General features: G+C 28.1%; 18 protein-coding genes and 1 pseudogene. 16 read left to right on the top strand and 3 right to left on the bottom strand.

Annotated features, from left to right (window positions below):
- Positions 1 to 98 precede the first annotated feature (98 nt).
- The 4 genes from AC5SLL_RS04300 (at position 99) to AC5SLL_RS04285 (ending at position 5,727) form a co-directional block, all read left to right on the top strand.
- Positions 99 to 2,438 (top strand): penicillin-binding protein 1A, encoded by a 2,340-nt coding sequence (locus tag AC5SLL_RS04300; protein WP_494586217.1) that lies wholly within the window; start codon positions 99 to 101, stop codon positions 2,436 to 2,438.
- 63 nt (positions 2,439 to 2,501) lie between these two features.
- Positions 2,502 to 3,533 (top strand): peptide chain release factor 2, encoded by a 1,032-nt coding sequence (gene prfB, locus AC5SLL_RS04295; RefSeq protein WP_494587068.1) that lies wholly within the window; start codon positions 2,502 to 2,504, stop codon positions 3,531 to 3,533.
- Positions 3,530 to 4,198 carry a hypothetical protein gene (locus AC5SLL_RS04290; RefSeq protein ID WP_494586216.1) on the top strand — a complete coding sequence of 223 codons (669 nt, stop codon included), beginning with the start codon at positions 3,530 to 3,532 and terminating at the stop codon, positions 4,196 to 4,198. The genes prfB and AC5SLL_RS04290 overlap by 4 nt, the downstream gene beginning before the upstream one ends.
- A gap of 305 nt (positions 4,199 to 4,503) precedes the next feature.
- Complete coding sequence (locus tag AC5SLL_RS04285) at positions 4,504 to 5,727, top strand: hypothetical protein (RefSeq protein ID WP_494586215.1); 1,224 nt, start codon at positions 4,504 to 4,506, stop codon at positions 5,725 to 5,727.
- Here AC5SLL_RS04285 and tyrS read toward each other — a convergent pair.
- Positions 5,724 to 6,953 (bottom strand): tyrosine--tRNA ligase, encoded by a 1,230-nt coding sequence (gene tyrS, locus AC5SLL_RS04280; protein WP_494586214.1) that lies wholly within the window; start codon positions 6,951 to 6,953, stop codon positions 5,724 to 5,726. The two genes, AC5SLL_RS04285 and tyrS, sit on opposite strands and share 4 nt — an antisense overlap.
- A gap of 44 nt (positions 6,954 to 6,997) precedes the next feature.
- Between tyrS and AC5SLL_RS04275 the strand changes: the two genes are divergently transcribed.
- Positions 6,998 to 8,125: an anhydro-N-acetylmuramic acid kinase gene (locus AC5SLL_RS04275; protein ID WP_494586213.1), complete on the top strand. Its 1,128-nt coding sequence runs from the start codon at positions 6,998 to 7,000 to the stop codon at positions 8,123 to 8,125.
- Between the two features lie 2 nt (positions 8,126 to 8,127).
- Here the strand turns inward: AC5SLL_RS04275 and AC5SLL_RS04270 are convergent, their stop codons facing one another.
- Positions 8,128 to 8,772 carry an alpha/beta hydrolase gene (locus tag AC5SLL_RS04270; RefSeq protein WP_494587067.1) on the bottom strand — a complete coding sequence of 215 codons (645 nt, stop codon included), beginning with the start codon at positions 8,770 to 8,772 and terminating at the stop codon, positions 8,128 to 8,130.
- A gap of 149 nt (positions 8,773 to 8,921) precedes the next feature.
- On the opposite strand from AC5SLL_RS04270, the gene AC5SLL_RS04265 reads away from it, so the two are divergent.
- Genes AC5SLL_RS04265 through AC5SLL_RS04225 form a run of 9 tightly spaced genes read left to right on the top strand, consistent with a single transcriptional unit; the run spans position 8,922 to position 15,319 of the window.
- A complete protein-coding gene (locus AC5SLL_RS04265) occupies positions 8,922 to 9,347 on the top strand; it encodes an RrF2 family transcriptional regulator (RefSeq protein WP_494572720.1) in 426 nt (141 codons plus the stop codon).
- Between the two features lies 1 nt (position 9,348).
- Positions 9,349 to 10,791, top strand: coding sequence for a Fe-S cluster assembly protein SufB (sufB, locus tag AC5SLL_RS04260; RefSeq protein ID WP_415276111.1), 1,443 nt, complete (start codon positions 9,349 to 9,351; stop codon positions 10,789 to 10,791).
- Positions 10,791 to 11,522: a Fe-S cluster assembly ATPase SufC gene (gene sufC, locus AC5SLL_RS04255; protein WP_415272176.1), complete on the top strand. Its 732-nt coding sequence runs from the start codon at positions 10,791 to 10,793 to the stop codon at positions 11,520 to 11,522. Before sufB ends, sufC begins: the two co-directional genes overlap by 1 nt.
- On the top strand, positions 11,509 to 12,774 hold the full coding sequence (sufD, locus tag AC5SLL_RS04250; protein WP_494586212.1) for a Fe-S cluster assembly protein SufD: 1,266 nt from the start codon (positions 11,509 to 11,511) through the stop codon (positions 12,772 to 12,774). The genes sufC and sufD overlap by 14 nt, the downstream gene beginning before the upstream one ends.
- Positions 12,771 to 13,991, top strand: a complete 1,221-nt coding sequence (locus tag AC5SLL_RS04245; RefSeq protein WP_494586211.1) for an aminotransferase class V-fold PLP-dependent enzyme — start codon at positions 12,771 to 12,773, stop codon at positions 13,989 to 13,991. Before sufD ends, AC5SLL_RS04245 begins: the two co-directional genes overlap by 4 nt.
- Positions 13,988 to 14,458 (top strand): Fe-S cluster assembly sulfur transfer protein SufU, encoded by a 471-nt coding sequence (gene sufU / locus AC5SLL_RS04240; protein WP_494586210.1) that lies wholly within the window; start codon positions 13,988 to 13,990, stop codon positions 14,456 to 14,458. Before AC5SLL_RS04245 ends, sufU begins: the two co-directional genes overlap by 4 nt.
- Before the next feature lie 3 nt (positions 14,459 to 14,461).
- A complete protein-coding gene (locus tag AC5SLL_RS04235) occupies positions 14,462 to 14,758 on the top strand; it encodes an iron-sulfur cluster assembly protein (protein ID WP_481968292.1) in 297 nt (98 codons plus the stop codon).
- On the top strand, positions 14,758 to 15,090 hold the full coding sequence (locus AC5SLL_RS04230; protein ID WP_494572716.1) for a HesB/IscA family protein: 333 nt from the start codon (positions 14,758 to 14,760) through the stop codon (positions 15,088 to 15,090). Before AC5SLL_RS04235 ends, AC5SLL_RS04230 begins: the two co-directional genes overlap by 1 nt.
- 58 nt (positions 15,091 to 15,148) lie before the next feature.
- Positions 15,149 to 15,319, top strand: a complete 171-nt coding sequence (locus AC5SLL_RS04225) for a hypothetical protein (RefSeq protein WP_271480643.1) — start codon at positions 15,149 to 15,151, stop codon at positions 15,317 to 15,319.
- Between the two features lie 6 nt (positions 15,320 to 15,325).
- Here the strand turns inward: AC5SLL_RS04225 and glnA are convergent, their stop codons facing one another.
- Complete coding sequence (glnA, locus tag AC5SLL_RS04220; protein WP_494586209.1) at positions 15,326 to 16,732, bottom strand: type I glutamate--ammonia ligase; 1,407 nt, start codon at positions 16,730 to 16,732, stop codon at positions 15,326 to 15,328.
- Between the two features lie 145 nt (positions 16,733 to 16,877).
- On the opposite strand from glnA, the gene AC5SLL_RS04215 reads away from it, so the two are divergent.
- A complete protein-coding gene (locus AC5SLL_RS04215) occupies positions 16,878 to 17,357 on the top strand; it encodes a YbaK/EbsC family protein (protein WP_494586208.1) in 480 nt (159 codons plus the stop codon).
- Positions 17,354 to 17,715 (top strand): annotated as a pseudogene (locus AC5SLL_RS04210) (DMT family transporter); the annotation flags it as partial. The gene AC5SLL_RS04215 and the pseudogene AC5SLL_RS04210, both read left to right, overlap by 4 nt.
- Positions 17,716 to 17,725: the final 10 nt, after the last annotated feature.

The following is a 17,725-nucleotide window of genomic DNA, read 5'->3' as shown; positions in this document are numbered from 1 at the left end:
TATTTTTGATTAATTGTTTCATTATATTTAAATAATTTTAAATTTTGTTTTAACTTTGATGCCTTATCTTTAACAAATTCATATATATATTAAAGTTAATGCATCAAATAATTAAAAATATATTTATACTAATTTTAAGCTTTGGTCTATTGTCTGCATTATCAATAATAGCAGTTTTATGGGCCTTTTCTAATAATTTGCCTGATTATAAATTTCTAAAGAACTATAAACCTGCTGTTTCAAGCAAAGTTTACTCAGGAGATGGTGAGCTAGTAAATGACTTCTCTTCAGAAAAAAGAATTTTTGTTCCCTATAAAGCAATATCTGAAAAAGTTATAAATTCTTTTCTATCAGCTGAAGATAAAAATTTTTTTTATCATCCCGGTGTAGATGCAAAAGGAGTACTTAGAGCTGTAGTAAATAATATATCCAATATTATAGCATCAAGAAGACTAGAAGGGGCATCAACTATAACGCAACAAGTAGCTAAAAATTTTTTATTAACAAATGAAGTTAGTTTAAATAGAAAAATAAAAGAAGCAATTCTTGCATTTAGAATTGAAAGAGCACTTTCAAAAGAAAGAATATTAGAACTTTATTTAAATCAAATTTATCTTGGAGAAGGAACTTATGGTGTTGCATCTGCAAGCCTTGAGTATTTTGATAAGCCAATTAGTGAATTAAGCTATGAAGAAGCAGCTATGTTAGCGGCATTACCTAAGGCTCCTAGCAGATATAATCCATATAAAAATATTAAATTAGCAAAGTTTAGAAGAGACCTAGTATTAAAAAATCTTTTAGAAAATGGCTACATAAATGAAAGCGATTACAAGGAATTCACTAATAATAAAATCAGTTTAAAAAAAAGAAAAAAAACTTTTACAGAAGATACCAGTTATTACGTAGAAGATATTAGAAAAGATGTTGTTGAGAAATTAGGGTTTGATAAAGTCTATAAACAAGGATTGAATATAAGCACCCCAATTAATTTAGATTTACAAAAAATTACAATAAAATCTTTAAGAGAAGGACTAATAAGTTACGATAAAAGAAGAGGGTGGAGAGGTCCAATAATTAATAGTAAAAAATTAGATAATTGGAACAAAGATATTAATTTAGATAAATTTAGATTAGAAAAATCAATTAATTGGGAGATTGCTATAGTAATAAAGATTGATAAGTTTTTTGTAGATATTGAAACAGAAAATAAAGAAAATGGCACCATAAAATATGAAAATATTTCTTGGGTAAAAAAAGAGTTTGATCAAATACTAAAAGTTGGTGATATAATTTACGTTGAAAAATTAAAAAGTAATACTTATGCATTAAGACAGCTACCTGAAGTTAATGGGGGAATAGTTGTTATGGATCCATTTACAGGAAGAGTGCTAGCACTAAGTGGTGGTTTTAGTTTTAAAAAAAGTGAGTTTAATAGAGCAACTCAAGCATTAAGACAGCCTGGGTCAGCATTTAAACCATTCATATATGCGTTGGCACTTGAGAATGGATATACGCCATCAACTTTAATATTAGATGCTCCTCTCGTTTTAGAGCAGGGATCAGATCTTAAGATGTGGAAACCTGAAAATTATGGAAAAAAATTCTATGGTCCTTCAACTTTACGAATGGGATTAGAAAAATCTAGAAATTTGATGACTGTAAGAATAGCCCAAGATCTAGGTCTTAAGAAGATAGTTAATTTTTCAAAACAACTAAAAATTTACGAAGATCCAAGTGAACTATTATCAATCTCACTTGGTTCAGCTGAAACAACACTATTAAAATTAACATCAGCTTACTCATCTTTTGTCAACGGAGGAAAGCTTATAATGCCCATAATGATTGATAGAATTCAAGATAGTGAAGGAAATACGATATTCAATAATGAAAAACGAAAGTGTATTAATTGTGATCAGATTTCTTATTTAAGTGAAAATTATCCAAATATCACAGACGAATTTTTACAAATATTTTCTCCTGAAACTGCTTATCAAATGACATCAATATTAGAGGGTACTGTTCAAAATGGTACAGGAAAAAATTTAAAAGATCTAAACTTAGATATTGGTGGAAAAACTGGCACCACAAATAGCAATACTGATACATGGTTCATAGGCTTTACATCAAAACTTGTAATTGGTGCCTATGTTGGGTTTGATAATCCCAAATCGTTAGGAAAATATGAAACAGGGGCAAAAACAGCATTACCAATTTTTAAAAATTTTGTAAAAAATGCAGTTAAAAAAGAAGAAGCTAGACCATTCAAAGTTGCAGATAATATTATCATGAAAGTAATAGATCCAATTACTGGAAAAAAACCAAGCTCATCAACTAAATCAACCATAATTGAGGCATATAAAAATTTACCTGGTGATAATTTAGCAAATCAAGATATTAACAATAGATTAAAAAACAATAATATATTAAGGTTTTATTAATGGATAACGAATACATAAATCACAAATTAGAAATCAAAAAAATTAACCACAGAGTTAAGGAGTATCTTTGAAAAAAATGATATTCGTCAAAAATTAAAAAAAAATAATGCTAAGATGTTAGAAAATAATTTCTGGCAGAATAAATCTATCTCACAAAAAATAATTAAAGAAAAAAAGCTATATGAAGACTTAATAAATTCATATGAGAATACCTCTGTATCTCTTGCCGATTTAGATGAATTAAATAATTTAGCCACAGAAGAAAAAAATCAATCAATAATTAAAGAAGTTTTAGAAAGTATCATAAAATTAAAAAAAACAGCTAAAGAGAATGAAACAAAATGTTTCCTGTCTAATGAAACTGATAGTTTAGATTGCTATGTAGAAATACATGCGGGGGCAGGAGGTACAGAAAGCCAAGATTGGGCAGAAATGCTTAGAAGAATGTATTTAAAATGGTCTGACATAAAAGGTTTTAAATCAGAATTAATTAGTGAACATAAAGGAGACGAAGCAGGAATAAAATCTTCGACAATTAAAATTGAAGGTGATTATGTTTTTGGTTGGCTAAAGTCTGAATCAGGTATTCATAGATTGGTTAGAATTTCTCCATTTGACTCAGGAGCAAGAAGACATACTAGCTTTGCTAGCGTATGGATGTATCCTATAGTAGACGAAAATATTGATATTGAAATTATTGAAAAAGATTTAAGAATAGACACTTACAGATCTAGTGGTGCAGGAGGACAGCATGTTAATACAACCGACAGCGCTGTTAGAATTACACACCTACCAACTAAAATAGTTGTCCAGTGTCAAAATGAAAGATCTCAACATAAAAATAAAGAAACCTGTATGAATATGCTTAAAGCGAGACTTTATGATTTTGAAATGAAGAAAAAAGAAAAAGATAGTCAAAATTTAGAGTCTTCAAAATCAGAAATAGGATGGGGTCACCAAATTAGATCTTATGTCTTACACCCATATAGAATGGTAAAAGATAACAGAACTAATTTTGAAAGCTCTAATCCTGATAAAGTGCTAGATGGAGAAATTGACGACTTTTTAGAGAGCTCCCTATATAAAGTAAAATGATTAAAGGAATAATTAAAACTCTATTAACTGTTATTTTAGTCTTAATCTTAGGAATATTATATCTTAGTATTTTTGGCTTAAAAACAGATAAATTTAATAGTCAGATTAAAAAAAGCATTTCAGAAGTTAACAGTAAAATTAATTTTCAAATAAATGATGTTAACTATTTATTAAATCTAAAAGATTTAAGTATAAATATTTTGATAAACAATTCCAAATTATCAATTGATAATAGACTGATTGATATAAAGAATATTAAAACAAATATTTCAATAAAATCTTTTATTAACAATCAATATTCAATTGATGATTTGGAAATCTCAACTGCTGAAATAAAGATTAATGACTTATTATTCTTTACTAGAGAAGTTCACAATTCTCCTCAATTATTTATTTTAAGCAAAATTATTAAGGATGGTTCAATAGAAGTTGATGTTAGCATAAACTTTGATTCTAAGGGCAAAATAAAAAACGACTATCAGATTAATGGATCTATTAAAAACGCAAGATTGGATTTATTAAATCAGTCAACTTTTAATAATTTAAACTTTTTATTTAATTTAAATAAAAATCAATATTCATTAAGTAAAATTAAAACTTCTTTTAATAGAATTAAATTAGATTCACCGCTAATTGAAATTAAAAAAAAAAAGATTTATATTTAATAGACGGAATATTTTTAACAAAAAATCAAAAATTAGATGGTGATGATTTAAATTTTATATCCAAAGGTTTAATTAATCTTAAAGATATAAAAGAAATTGAATTTAGCTCTAACAACAAACTTTCATTTGAAATTAATAAGAAATTTAAAATTAATAAACTTGATATTGAAACTACACTTGACTTAGATAAGTTAATTTTCTTTAAAAAATTTATTGATTTAAGTGCATATTTAAAAAACACAAAAGAAGAAATATTATTTGAAAAAAATAAAATTCAAATTAATTACAAAAAAGACAAACTGAAAGTGAAAGGAACGGGCAGTATTTTTTTTACTGATAAATCTGAACAAATAACTTATGAGATTAATAAGAATAATGATCAATTTTCATTTAATACTAAATTTAATATTAAAGATAATTCCTTACAAATTGTTCCTCTAAATTATGAAAAAAAAGAAGATGTAAACTCTATAATTATAATAAATGGGGACTTCAAAAAAGGAAACTTACTTAAATTTAAAACTATCTCTTTAGAAGAAAACAAAAATAAAATTTTGATTAAAAATTTAAAGCTAGATAAAAATTTTAAAGTTTTAGATATAGAAAAAGCTAATATCAATTATAAAAATAAAAATAAAATTCTTAATAAATTCAATTTAAGAAAAGATAGTTCCAATTTTATTGTTGAGGGAGATAACTTAGATCTATCAAAGCTAATTGATAATATCATGGATAGTGATGATGAAAATTCTTCTATTTTTGAAAATCTTAACAGTAGAGTCGATATAAATATTAAAAAAACTTATATTGATGAAATTAATCATCTCAATAATTTATCAGGATATGTAATTTTAAAAAATAATAAGATTAACAATCTAATACTTGATGCAGACTTTCCAAATGGTAAAAAGATTTCACTTGCAGTGTTAACTAATGATGCAAAGGAAACCACCACAAGTCTAATTACAGATTACCCAAAACCATTAATTAAGAGATATAAATTTATAAAAGGATTTGAAGAAGGAAATTTAAATTTTAAATCCATTAAAAAAGATGGTGTATCGAACTCAGTGTTAATTATTGATGACTTTAAAGTTCAAAAAGTTCCTATTTTTGCTAAACTTTTAAGCTTAGCTTCACTTCAGGGAATAGCAGATATTCTTACTGGTGAAGGAATAAGATTTACTGACCTCGAAATGAGATTTTCTAATAAAAAAGGTCTTACTAATATTGATGAAATGTATGCCATAGGGCCAGCTGTATCGATATTAATGGATGGTTATATAGAAAGTAAAAAATTAGTTAGTCTACGAGGAACGTTAGTGCCAGCAACAACAATAAATAGATCCATTGCTTCGATACCATTTGTAGGTGATTTATTAATTGGAGACAAGGTTGGAGAGGGAGTATTTGGCGTTAGCTTTAAAATTAAAGGACCACCAGAAGACTTATCAACTACCGTTAATCCTGTTAAAACTTTAACACCAAGATTTATTACAAGAACTCTAGAAAAATTAAAAAAGAACTAAATTAATTCTACTTTTATATGTTTTTTTTTACCTAAAGAGAGCTTTATTAAATTATCCTTAAACAAAGTTCTAGAGATAAGCATTTTTTCATCAGAGATAGTTTGATTATTAATCTTAACGCCATTTCCTTTAATTAATCTTCTAATTTCACTTTTGGAATTCTCTAACTTTGACATAACTATCAGATCTATGATGTTAAGTTGATTGTCTAATTTTTTTTTCATAATTTGAATAGTTGGTAAATTGTCTCCCAGCACTCTACTCTCAAACGTTTGTTTTGCTGTTTCTTCAGATCTTTTTGCTTCTTCATCACCATGTAGCATAGCAGTAGTTTTATTTGCTAATAAAATTTTTAATTCATTTATATTTTTATCTTTAACAGTTTCAATTTCTTCCAATGTAATATCTGTAAAAATTTTTAAAAACTTTAAAACATCACGATCATCAATATTTCTCCAAAATTGCCAATAATCATAACCAGAAAGAAATCTTTTATCTAACCAAACAGCACCAGATTCTGTTTTTCCCATCTTTGCTCCAGAGGCTAGAGTTATTAAAGGTGTAGTGAGGCCATAAACATGTTTATTTGAATATCGTTTAATTAATTCAACACCATTTACAATATTTCCCCATTGATCAGAACCACCAATTTGCAACATACAATTTTCTTTTTTATTTAGTTCAAGAAAATCATATGCTTGTAAAATCATATAATTAAATTCCATGTAACTCAAAGATTGCTCTCTTTCCAATCTAGTTTTAACACTATCAAAACTTAACATCTTATTTATTGTAAAATGTTTTCCAATATCTCTTAAAAAAGAAATATAATTTAAGTTTTTTAGCCAAGAATAGTTATTTACGAATATAGGTTTTGTTTTTGGGTTAGTATCAGTTAAAAAATTTTTTAATATTTTTTCAATATTCTTAATATTTTTTTTAATTTCTTCTTCTGATAAAATAGTTCTAGTTTTATCTTTTCCTGATGGATCTCCAATTCTAGTTGTCCCTCCACCTAGTAACACTATAGGACGATGGCCATGTTTTTGCAGCAATCTAAGACACATAATTTGAAGCAAGCTTCCAACATGAAGACTTTCAGCTGTACAATCAAAACCAATGTAAGCATTAATTTTTTCTTTATCAAGTAATTGAGATAGATTTTCTTCTCCAGTACATTGGTAAAAAAAACCTCTTTCTTTAAATTCTTTTAAAAAAATATTCATAAATATGCTATCAAGAATATACAATATTTATTTAAAAATTAAGAATGGAAAAATTTTATACCTCTTTAGGTTTAATGAGTGGAACTTCAATGGATGGTATTGATGCTTCAATTATTAGATCGGATGGGGAAAATGAATATGAGTCAACTTTTGATGAATTCTTTGAATATGATCAGGCTTTATATAAAGATTTAGTAAATCTAAGAAACAAGATTAATTCTGCTGATGATATAATTGTTAATTCTGAATTAGTAAGTGAAATTGAGAGAAAAATCACTTTATATCATGCAGAAATTTGCAATAAGATTATTAATAAAATTGATCATGAGGTGGATTTAATTGGTTTTCATGGTCAAACCATATTTCATGATGCAAGCCAAAAAATTTCAAAACAATTAGGTGATGGGTCATTATTATCTAATCTTTTAAAAAAAGATGTAATTTATAATTTTAGGGCTAATGATATAGCGAATGGCGGTCAAGGAGCCCCACTAGCACCAATTTTTCATAATTTAATAATAAATAAAAATAGAATTAAGTTACCAGTTTTTATTCTAAATATTGGAGGCATAGCAAATATTACTATCATAACATCAAATAAAAATGATGATCTGATAAGTTATGACATAGGGCCTGGTAATTGTTTATTAGATGAATGGGTTAGAAAGCATACTAGTTATAGATATGATTTAAATGGCAAAGCAGCAAGTATTGGAAAAATAGATGAAATCATCTTGAACCAAGCTACTGAAAATTTTGAAAATATAAACAAAAATAAAAATCTCTCATTTGATATAAAAGATTTTGATTTAAGTTTTGTTAGAGGTTTATCTTATGAAGATGGACTCTCAACCTTGACAAAATTTACTAGTGAAATTATTTGTGACTCAATAATTAAAATCGCAAAAAAAGATAAAACTAATAAAATTAATTTATTAGTTTGTGGTGGTGGAAGAAGAAACTTAACACTAATTGAAAATATTAGAAACAAACTACCAAATAATATTAATTTAGATTTAATTGACGATTATAATATTAATGGCGATTTTATAGAGTCGCAGGCCTTTGCATATCTTGCAATAAGATCATTACTTAAAAAAGAAATTTCATTTGTTAAAACAACAAACGTTAAAAAATCTTGTACTGGTGGAATTTTAGTTAAAAATTATTAACTTTAAAATAAAGCAGACTCTTTTTTAATATATTTATCTAAATGTTTCATCAAAACATCTTCAGTCTTTGAAAAAAAATGATTAGCATCACTTATAACTTGAAAGTCAACTTTAATTCCTTTTTGAGCACTTAATCTTTTATCGAGTTCAGCAATATGTTCAACTGGAACTAGTTCATCTTTCTTTCCGTAGATCATTAATCCAGAAGTTGGACAAGGAGATAAAAATGAAAAATCATATACGTTTGGCTGAGGAGATATTGCAATAAATCTATTTATTTCAGGTCTCCTCATTAATAATTGCATTGCAATTAATGAGCCAAAAGAAAATCCAGAAACCCAACATTGAGAATTATCAAAGTTTTCTCTTTCAAGCCAATCTAGTGCTGCTGCTGCATCAGCTAATTCTCCTTGGCCATTATCAAATTCACCATCACTTTTACCAACACCTCTAAAGTTAACTCTACAAACTGAAAATTCATTTTCCATAAATGTATGAAATGTGTCAACAACAACTTTATTGTTCATTGTTCCACCATATTGAGGGTGTGGCTGAAGCACCAACGCTATTGGTGAAGTGTTTTTATCACTTTTAAAATATTTTGCTTCTAATCTTCCAGCAGGCCCAGGTATGAAAACTTCTACTATTTTGTTATCCATAAATGATATTGATTATTATTCTCAAAAAAAAATACACTTATCATAACTAAGCGACAATATGTTATCTTTTTTTTATATTGGATACTTGACTAATTTGGTCAAGTTTATATAAAAAGCCTTCTTAAATAAGGGTAAATATGAAATTAACATCAAAAGGTAGATATGCGGTAATGGCTTTAGCTGACCTTGCTAAGTTCAATAGCGTTAATCCAGTACCTTTGAGAGATATATCGTTAAGACAAGGAATTTCTTTGGATTTTTTAGAGCAAATTTTTTCTAAGTTAAAAAAATATAATATCGTAAAAAGCATTAGAGGAACTAATGGAGGTTATATCTTAAACAAAGAACCAGAAGAAATTAAATTAGCAAACATACTTAGTGCTGTAGATGAAGAAGTTAAAACTGTTCAATGCAAGAAGGAGTCTAAAAAGGGATGCAATAGTAAGACCACAAAATGCATCACTCATAATTTATGGGACGAACTTGAAATCCATATCAATCATTTTTTTGAACAAAAAAATTTAAAAGACCTTATAAGCAACTCATCAGAAAGTAGAAATTAAAATGGACGCTAGAGAGAAAGAAATAGAAAAATTAAAAGATTATAAATATGGATTTTCAACTGACATTGAAAGTATAACAGCACCCAAAGGCTTAAATGAAGAAGTAATTAAATTTATTTCAAATATTAAAAAAGAACCTAAATGGATGCTTGATTTTAGATTAAAAGCATTTGAAAGATTTAAACAATTAAAAGAACCAGATTGGCAAAAACCTAAGTATCCAAAAATTGATTATCAAGATTTATATTATTATTCAGCACCAAAAAGTATGGATGATAAACCTAAAAGTTTAGACGAATTAGATCCAAAACTTTTAGAAACATATAAAAAACTTGGGATCCCACTTCAAGAACAGGCAAGATTAAATGGTATTGCAGTTGATGCAGTATTTGACTCGGTCTCAGTTGCCACAACTTTTAGAGAAGAACTGTCTAAGCTAGGAATTATATTTTGTCCTATATCGGAGGCTATTCAAAATCATCCTGAACTAGTTAAGAAATATCTAGGATCTGTAATTCCTACAACTGATCACTTTTTTGCAACTCTTAATTCTGCTGTTTTTACTGATGGTTCATTTGCATATATACCTGAAGGCGTAAGATGTCCGATGGAACTATCTACTTACTTTAGAATTAATGCCTCAAATACAGGTCAGTTTGAAAGAACCTTAATTGTTGCAGATAAGGGAAGTTATGTAAGTTATTTAGAAGGTTGTACAGCTCCTATGAGAGATGAAAATCAATTGCACGCTGCTAATGTAGAGTTGATAGCACTAGATGATGCTGAAATAAAATATTCTACAGTTCAAAATTGGTATCCTGGTGATAAAGATGGAAAAGGTGGAATATATAATTTTGTTACTAAACGAGGATTGTGCAAAGGAAAAAATTCTAAAATTTCATGGACACAAGTAGAAACAGGATCTGCTATTACATGGAAATATCCAAGTTGTATTTTAAAAGGGGACAATTCAATTGGAGAGTTTTATTCAATTGCGATTACAAATAACCATCAAAAAGCTGACACGGGTACAAAAATGATCCATTTAGGTAAAAATACAAAGAGTAAAATTATTTCAAAAGGAATAAGCGCAGGATTTTCAGATATGACTTATAGAGGTCTAGTTGATATTTCCTCTAAAGCATCAAATTCTAGTAATTATACTCAATGTGACTCATTGTTAATGGGTAATAAGTGTGGAGCACATACAGTTCCGTATATTAAAAACAAAAACTCAGAATCAAATATTGCTCATGAGGCAACAACTTCAAAAATAAGTGAAGAACAACTTCATTATTGTCAGCAAAGAGGTTTGAGTCAAGAAGAAGCAGTTGGATTAATAGTGAATGGATTTTGTAAAGAGGTATTGCAACAGTTACCGATGGAATTTGCTGTTGAAGCTCAAAAGTTAGTTGGCATTAGTTTGGAAGGAAGTGTTGGGTAATGTTAAAAATAAATAAATTAAATGCAAAGATAGATAGTAAAGAAATTTTAAAAGGACTTTCTCTTGAAATAAACCCAGGAGAAGTTCATGCTATAATGGGTCCAAATGGATCTGGAAAAAGCACATTATCAAATATTTTATCAGGTAAAAAAGGTTATGAAGTTTCAGGAGAGGTTCTTTTTGAAAATAAAAATTTATTTGATTTAGAAACAGAGGAAAGAGCACACAAAGGTATCTTTTTAGCATTTCAGTATCCTTTAGAAATTCCTGGAGTTAATACAAATATATTTTTAAAAACTTCATTAAATGCAGTAAAAAAAGCAAGAGGTGAAAAGGAGCTTGATGCTATCGAGTTTTTAAAATTAGTAAAAGAAAAAGCAAAAGAACTTAAGTTTGATGAGGAAAAACTAAATAGACAATTAAATGTTGGTTTTTCTGGTGGAGAAAAAAAGAAAAATGAAATTTTGCAAATGTCATTGTTAGCACCAAAGTTATCAATCTTAGATGAAACCGACTCTGGATTAGATATTGATGCTTTAAAAATTGTGGCTGATGGGGTGAATACTTTAAGGGATAAGAAAAATTCTTTTCTAATAATTACCCATTACCAGAGGCTACTAGATTATATTAAACCTGATTTTGTTCATGTATTGAAAGATGGAAAGATTATTAAATCTGGTGGAGCAGAATTAGCTTTAGAACTAGAAAAAAAAGGATATGAAAGTTTTTAATTTAATGAAAGAACAACTTCAAATAGATTTTGATAATATTATAAAAACTTCAAGTTTTACCAAAAGAGATATTGAACTTAAACAAAACTCTTTGAATGAATTTATAAAAACAGGTTTTCCAAATAGAAGAGATGAAAATTGGAAATTTTCTGATTTAAATCAAATAATTAAAAAAAAAATTGGTGATCTAAGCTTTTATAATGATTATTCATTATCAAATAAGATTGATACATCAGTATTTATTGATGGGTTAGAACACAACAAGATCGTTTTTGTAAATGGCAGAATTGAAAAAATTGTTTTTGATTATGAAAAAAAAGATAAGATAAAAATAATTGATGAGCCAGAAATTGACAACAGGTCAAATAACTTTAACTCTTTAATTGATTTAAATAAGGCCTTTACCAATAAATCTTATAAAATCTTAATTAAAAAAGATTATCAACTAGAAAAACCTTTAATAATTTATCATGTAACGAATGATAAGATTAAGTCCAAAAACATAAATTTAAGCTTAGATTTTCAACTAGAGGAAAATAGCTCCTTGAGATTAATAGACTTATTTAATGATAATTCAGAAAAAAATTTTTTAAACATTTTTTATAATTTTGATTTAAAACAAAATGCAATTTTAAAAAATTATAAAATTGATAAAATAGAAAATACGAATGTAAAATATTCTTTTAATAATATTGAACAAGCTGCTAACAGTTTATCAGAAACGTTTATTTTATCATCTGGATCACATTTCTTTAAGAGTGAGATTAATTGTAATTTAAATGGAAAATATTCATCAGCATTTATAAATGGTATTTTTTCACTTTCTAATGATAGACACCATGAAGTTAGAACTACCATAAATCATCTAACAGAAAATACTAAAAGCTATCAATTAATTAAAAGTGTCTTAAACGATAGTTCTAAAGCTGTATATCAGGGAAAAATATTTGTTAATTCAAAAGCACAAAAAACAGATGGATATCAACTAAGTAAAGCAATTTTATTAAATGAAGCATCTGAATTTAATGCAAAACCAGAATTAGAAATTTATGCAGATGATGTTAAATGTTCACATGGTTCAGCATCAGGTAGTTTAGATGAGGACTCTATATTTTATATAATGTCTAGGGGATTAGATTATCAACAATCAAGAGAACTTTTAATTAATGGGTTTTTACTAGATGTAATAGAAAAAATAACTGACTTTGAAATAAAAAATTTAATAAAAAAAATAATTGGACTTAAAGAATGAATATAGACAAGATAAAAGAAGAGTTTCCTATTTTTGATGAAAAAATTCAAAACAATGATTTAGTATATCTAGATAGTGCAAATTCTTCTCAAAAACCAAAAGTTGTAATAGATAGAATTAATGAATTTTATAGTAAAGAATTTTCTAATGTAGGTAGAAGTGTTCATTATCTTGCAGTTGCTGCTACCAATTTATATGAGAACACAAGAACCTCAGTTCAAAAGTTTATTAATGCTAAGGATAAAAATGAAATTGTTTTTACCAAAGGTGCAACAGAAGCACTTAATCTAGTTGCAAATATATTAGGTCAAAATTATTTACAAGATGGTGATGAAGTGCTTATCACTGAATTGGAGCACCATTCTAATTATGTGCCTTGGCATTTTCTAAGAAAATCCAAAAATATAAAAATTAATTTTGCTGAAATTAATGATGATGGTGAAGTAACATTAGAAGAAATTGAAAAAAGAATTACTACTAGAACAAAAGTAATTTCAATTACACATTTATCAAATGTTACAGGTGCTATTTTACCAATTAAAGAAATAACAGAGCTTGCTCATTCAAAAGGTATAATTGTAGTTGTTGATGGTTGTCAGGGTGCTCCTCATTTAAGATTAGATATGCAAGATCTTGATTGTGATTTTTATGCTATTTCTTGTCATAAAATGTATGGCCCTACTGGTTTAGGTGTTTTGTATGGTAAAAAAAAATGGTTAGAAGAATTGCCTCCATATCAAGGTGGTGGTGGAATGATCAATGAGGTTAAAAAAGATAGAATTTCTTATGGTGATCTTCCTAATAAATTTGAGGCAGGAACTATGGCTACAGCTCAAGTGATTGCATTTGATCAGTCTATTAAATTTTTAGAAAGAATTGGTATAGATAATGTGGTGAAACATGAAGCTGACTTAGTTGAATATGGGCAGGAACTATTACAAAAAAATAATTCAGTTAGATTAATAGGTAATCCTAAAAATAAAGGTGGGGTTTTATCTTTTACTATTGAGGGTATTCACCCACATGATGTAGCAACTATCTTAGATGGAGATGGAGTTGCAATTCGAGCGGGTCATCATTGCTGTCAAATTCTACATGATAAATTAAATATACCTGCAAGTTCGCGAGCATCTGTTGGAATTTATAATACAAGAGAAGATTTAGATACACTTAATGATGCAATAAATAATTGTAAAAAAATATTTAACCAAAAATGAACTTAAAAGAATTATATCAAGAAATAATACTAGAGCATGGTAAAAATCCACGCAATCTTAGAAAAACTGAAAATTTTAATAAAGATGCTAAAGGACATAATCCTTTATGTGGTGATAATGTACATGTTTATTTAAAACTTAATGGACAAAAAATAGTAGAAGATATTTCTTTTGAAGGTAGTGGTTGCGCTATCTCAATGGCGTCAGCCTCAATTATGACAGACTTAATTAAAGGTAAGAATGAACATGAAGCTAAAGAAATTGTTGAAGATTTTTTAGGAATGATAAAAGAAAATCCTGAATTAAATTCAGAAAATTTAAAAGAGGATGAAAAAACCAAATTAATGTGCTTATCTGGAGTAAAAAAATATCCAATGAGAGTTAAATGTGCAACTTTATCATGGCATACTTTAGTTTCTGCAATTGACAATACTCAAGAAGAAATTAATACTGAAAGATTAGATTAAATTATGGACTTAAGAGAACAAGTAATAGCTGAAATTAGAAAAATATATGATCCTGAAATACCAGTTAATATTTATGAATTAGGTCTAATTTATGATGTTAAAGTAAAAGATGATAAGGCTAAAATTATAATGACATTGACTACTCCAAACTGTCCAGTTGCTGAAAGCTTACCTAAAGAAGTTAAAGACAGCGCTATGCAAGTTGAGGGCATAGAAGAAGTGGATCTTGATTTAGTGTTTGAGCCACCATGGGATAAATCAATGATGTCAGAAGCTGCTAAACTGGAGTTAAATTTATAATGAATCCTATAATCAGATTAAGCGATAATGCGGCTAATAGAATTAAAGAAATAATGTCAGATAAAGAATCAAATTCTATTGGTGTAAGAGTTGCAGTTAAATCTGGGGGTTGTGCTGGAATGTCTTATGTTATGGAGTATGCAAAAGAAATTAATCCTACAGACGAAATTATAGAAGATAAGGGTGTTAAAGTTTTTGTTGATGCAGCAGCTGTAATGTATTTATTGGGCACAGAAATGGACTATAAAAAGGAAGAATTTTCATCCTCTTTTGTCTTTAATAACCCCAATGAGTCTGAACGTTGTGGTTGTGGAGAGTCTTTTAAAATTTGATATTAATTATACGCATATCTGTATTGCAAATAACACATATCTAGTGTATTAATTGGATATGAATAAATTTGAATTTAAAAATCTTGTTAAATCACTGGAGAAGTCTTTAAAAGAAAGAACTTTTTTTAAAACTCTTAGAACAGAGGTCAATACTGGTGCTAATGGCACACAGGATTACGTTGTTAAAAAAGGAATTAACAAAGATACAATAGCAACAACTAGACAGTAATTATATTTAACTACTGTAATACATCTCAAACTCAACAGGATGAGGTGCATGTTCAAATTTATGTATCTCTTCAAATTTTAATGCAATGTAAGCATCAATTTGATCGTCAGTAAATACTCCACCTTCAGTTAAAAACTCTCTATCTTTATCTAGATTTTCCATTGCTTCTCTTAATGAACCACAAACAGTTGGAATATTTTTAACTTCTTCAGGAGGTAAATCATATAGATCTTGATCAAACGACTCTCCTGGATGTATCTTATTTTTAATTCCATCAAGTCCAGCCATAAGCATTGCAGCAAAAGTAAGATAAGGATTACCTGAGGCATCAGGAAATCTTATTTCACATCTTGCTCCATTTTTGCTTAATGAAATTGGTATACGACAAGAAGCAGATCTGTTTCTTGCAGAATAAGCAAGTAGCACTGGAGCTTCAAAGCCAGGTATCAATCTTTTATAGCTATTAGTAGTAGAATTAGAAAATGCATTTATTGCTTTAGCATGTTTTAAAATTCCACCAATGTAATGAAGTGCAGTCTCTGATAATCCAGCGTATGCATCTCCAGAGAAAACTGGTTTATCATTTTTCCATATTGATTGGTGAATGTGCATTCCAGAACCGTTATCACCTGCAATTGGTTTTGGCATGAATGTTGCAGTTTTTCCAAAAGAATGAGTAACCATTTGAACTACATATTTATATAACTGAACATTATCAGCTTGATCAACCAGAGTACCAAAATACATTCCAAGTTCATGTTGACTTGGAGCTACTTCGTGGTGATGTTTTTCAACTTTAATCCCAACTTCTTTTAGACTTTTTAGATATTCGCTTCTCATATCTTGTTCACTGTCTACTGGAGGAACAGGAAAGTAGCCACCTTTTACTGGAGGTCTATGTCCCATATTTCCATTTGCATATTCTGTCCCTGAATTATAAGGGCCTTCTTTACTGTCTATTTTAAAACCAGTATTGTTTGGATCATTGTTAATTCTTACATCATCAAAAACAAAAAATTCAGGCTCAGGACCAAAAAAAGCTTTATCACCAATACCAGATTTCTTTAAATACTCTTCAGCTTTTTTAGCTGTTCCTCTTGGATCTCTGTCATAAGGAGATTTCTTTACTGCATCGAGGATGTCACAAAAAAGTACTAAGGTATTATGAGATGTAAATGGATCCATGATCATTCTTGAAGTATCAGGTTTTAAAATCATGTCTGACTCATTGATAGCTTTCCATCCGGCGATAGATGACCCATCAAAAAACACACCATCATTTAACATATCTTCATCTACAATTGTAGAATCCATAGTTAAATGTTGAAGTTTTCCTCTTGGATCAGTAAATCTTAAATCAACAAACTCTGCTTCTTTTTCTTTAATGAATTTTAGTACATTTTTGGCACTCATGATCTCTCCTTTTTAAATTTTGTTAGATTAAATTATCAAAAAATATCTTAATTATATTGCTTGATTAATTAATAACACCTATGCGTTTTTTACATATGAATTACATCATTATTTGTTAAATTATCAATCAATTGTTAGTTGAATTATGAGTTTATTAGACAAAGAGCCAGTTAAAAGAGCCGAGAAATCTCTGAAGAATTTTGATCAATCCTTAGAGGTTATTGTTTTAGATAAATCAGCAAGAACAGCTCAAGATGCGGCAACAGGATTAGATTGTAATGTTGGAGCAATTGTTAAAAGTTTATTATTTAAAACAAATGATAGTTTTATACTTTGTTTGGTTGCAGGAGATAAGAGAGCCTCTTTGAGTAAAATAAAAAAAATAATTAACAAAAAAGATGTTTCAATGGCAAATCCAGAGGACGTAAAATCTCAAACAGGATATACAATTGGTGGTGTATCACCCATTGGTCATTTAAAGCAAATCGAAATTATTATAGACAATTCCCTAGAAAGGTTTAATGAGCTATTTGCAGCAGCAGGACATCCAAATTGTGTATTTAAAATAAATTTTACCAATATTCAAAAAATCACTAATGGAAAAGTTGAAAATATAACTGAATGAGACAACCTAAATTAATTGATTATATACTGTTAGTAATTCTAGCTTTAATTTGGGCTTCAGCTTTTTTTAATATTAAAATTGCAACAGAGTCTTTTGGCCCTGTTACAATTGCTTTTCTAAGAGTTTTTTTTGGATCTATTCCAGTACTATTATTATGTTTTTATAAAAAAATAAGAGTGGAGGCATTCTCTAAAGATTGGTATTGGTTTGCTATAATAGGTTTTGTAAATTTAGTTTTACCTTTTTTTTAATAGCTTACGGTGTTAAATCAGTACAAAGTAACTTGGCAGCAATATTAATGTCTACAACACCATTAAGCTCAACTGTATTAGGTCATTTTTACACAAAAAATGAAAAATTTAATGCCC

This window comes from Candidatus Pelagibacter sp. PS_43 (assembly GCF_059417795.1).
This window is presented reverse-complemented; position numbering and strand designations above follow the sequence as displayed.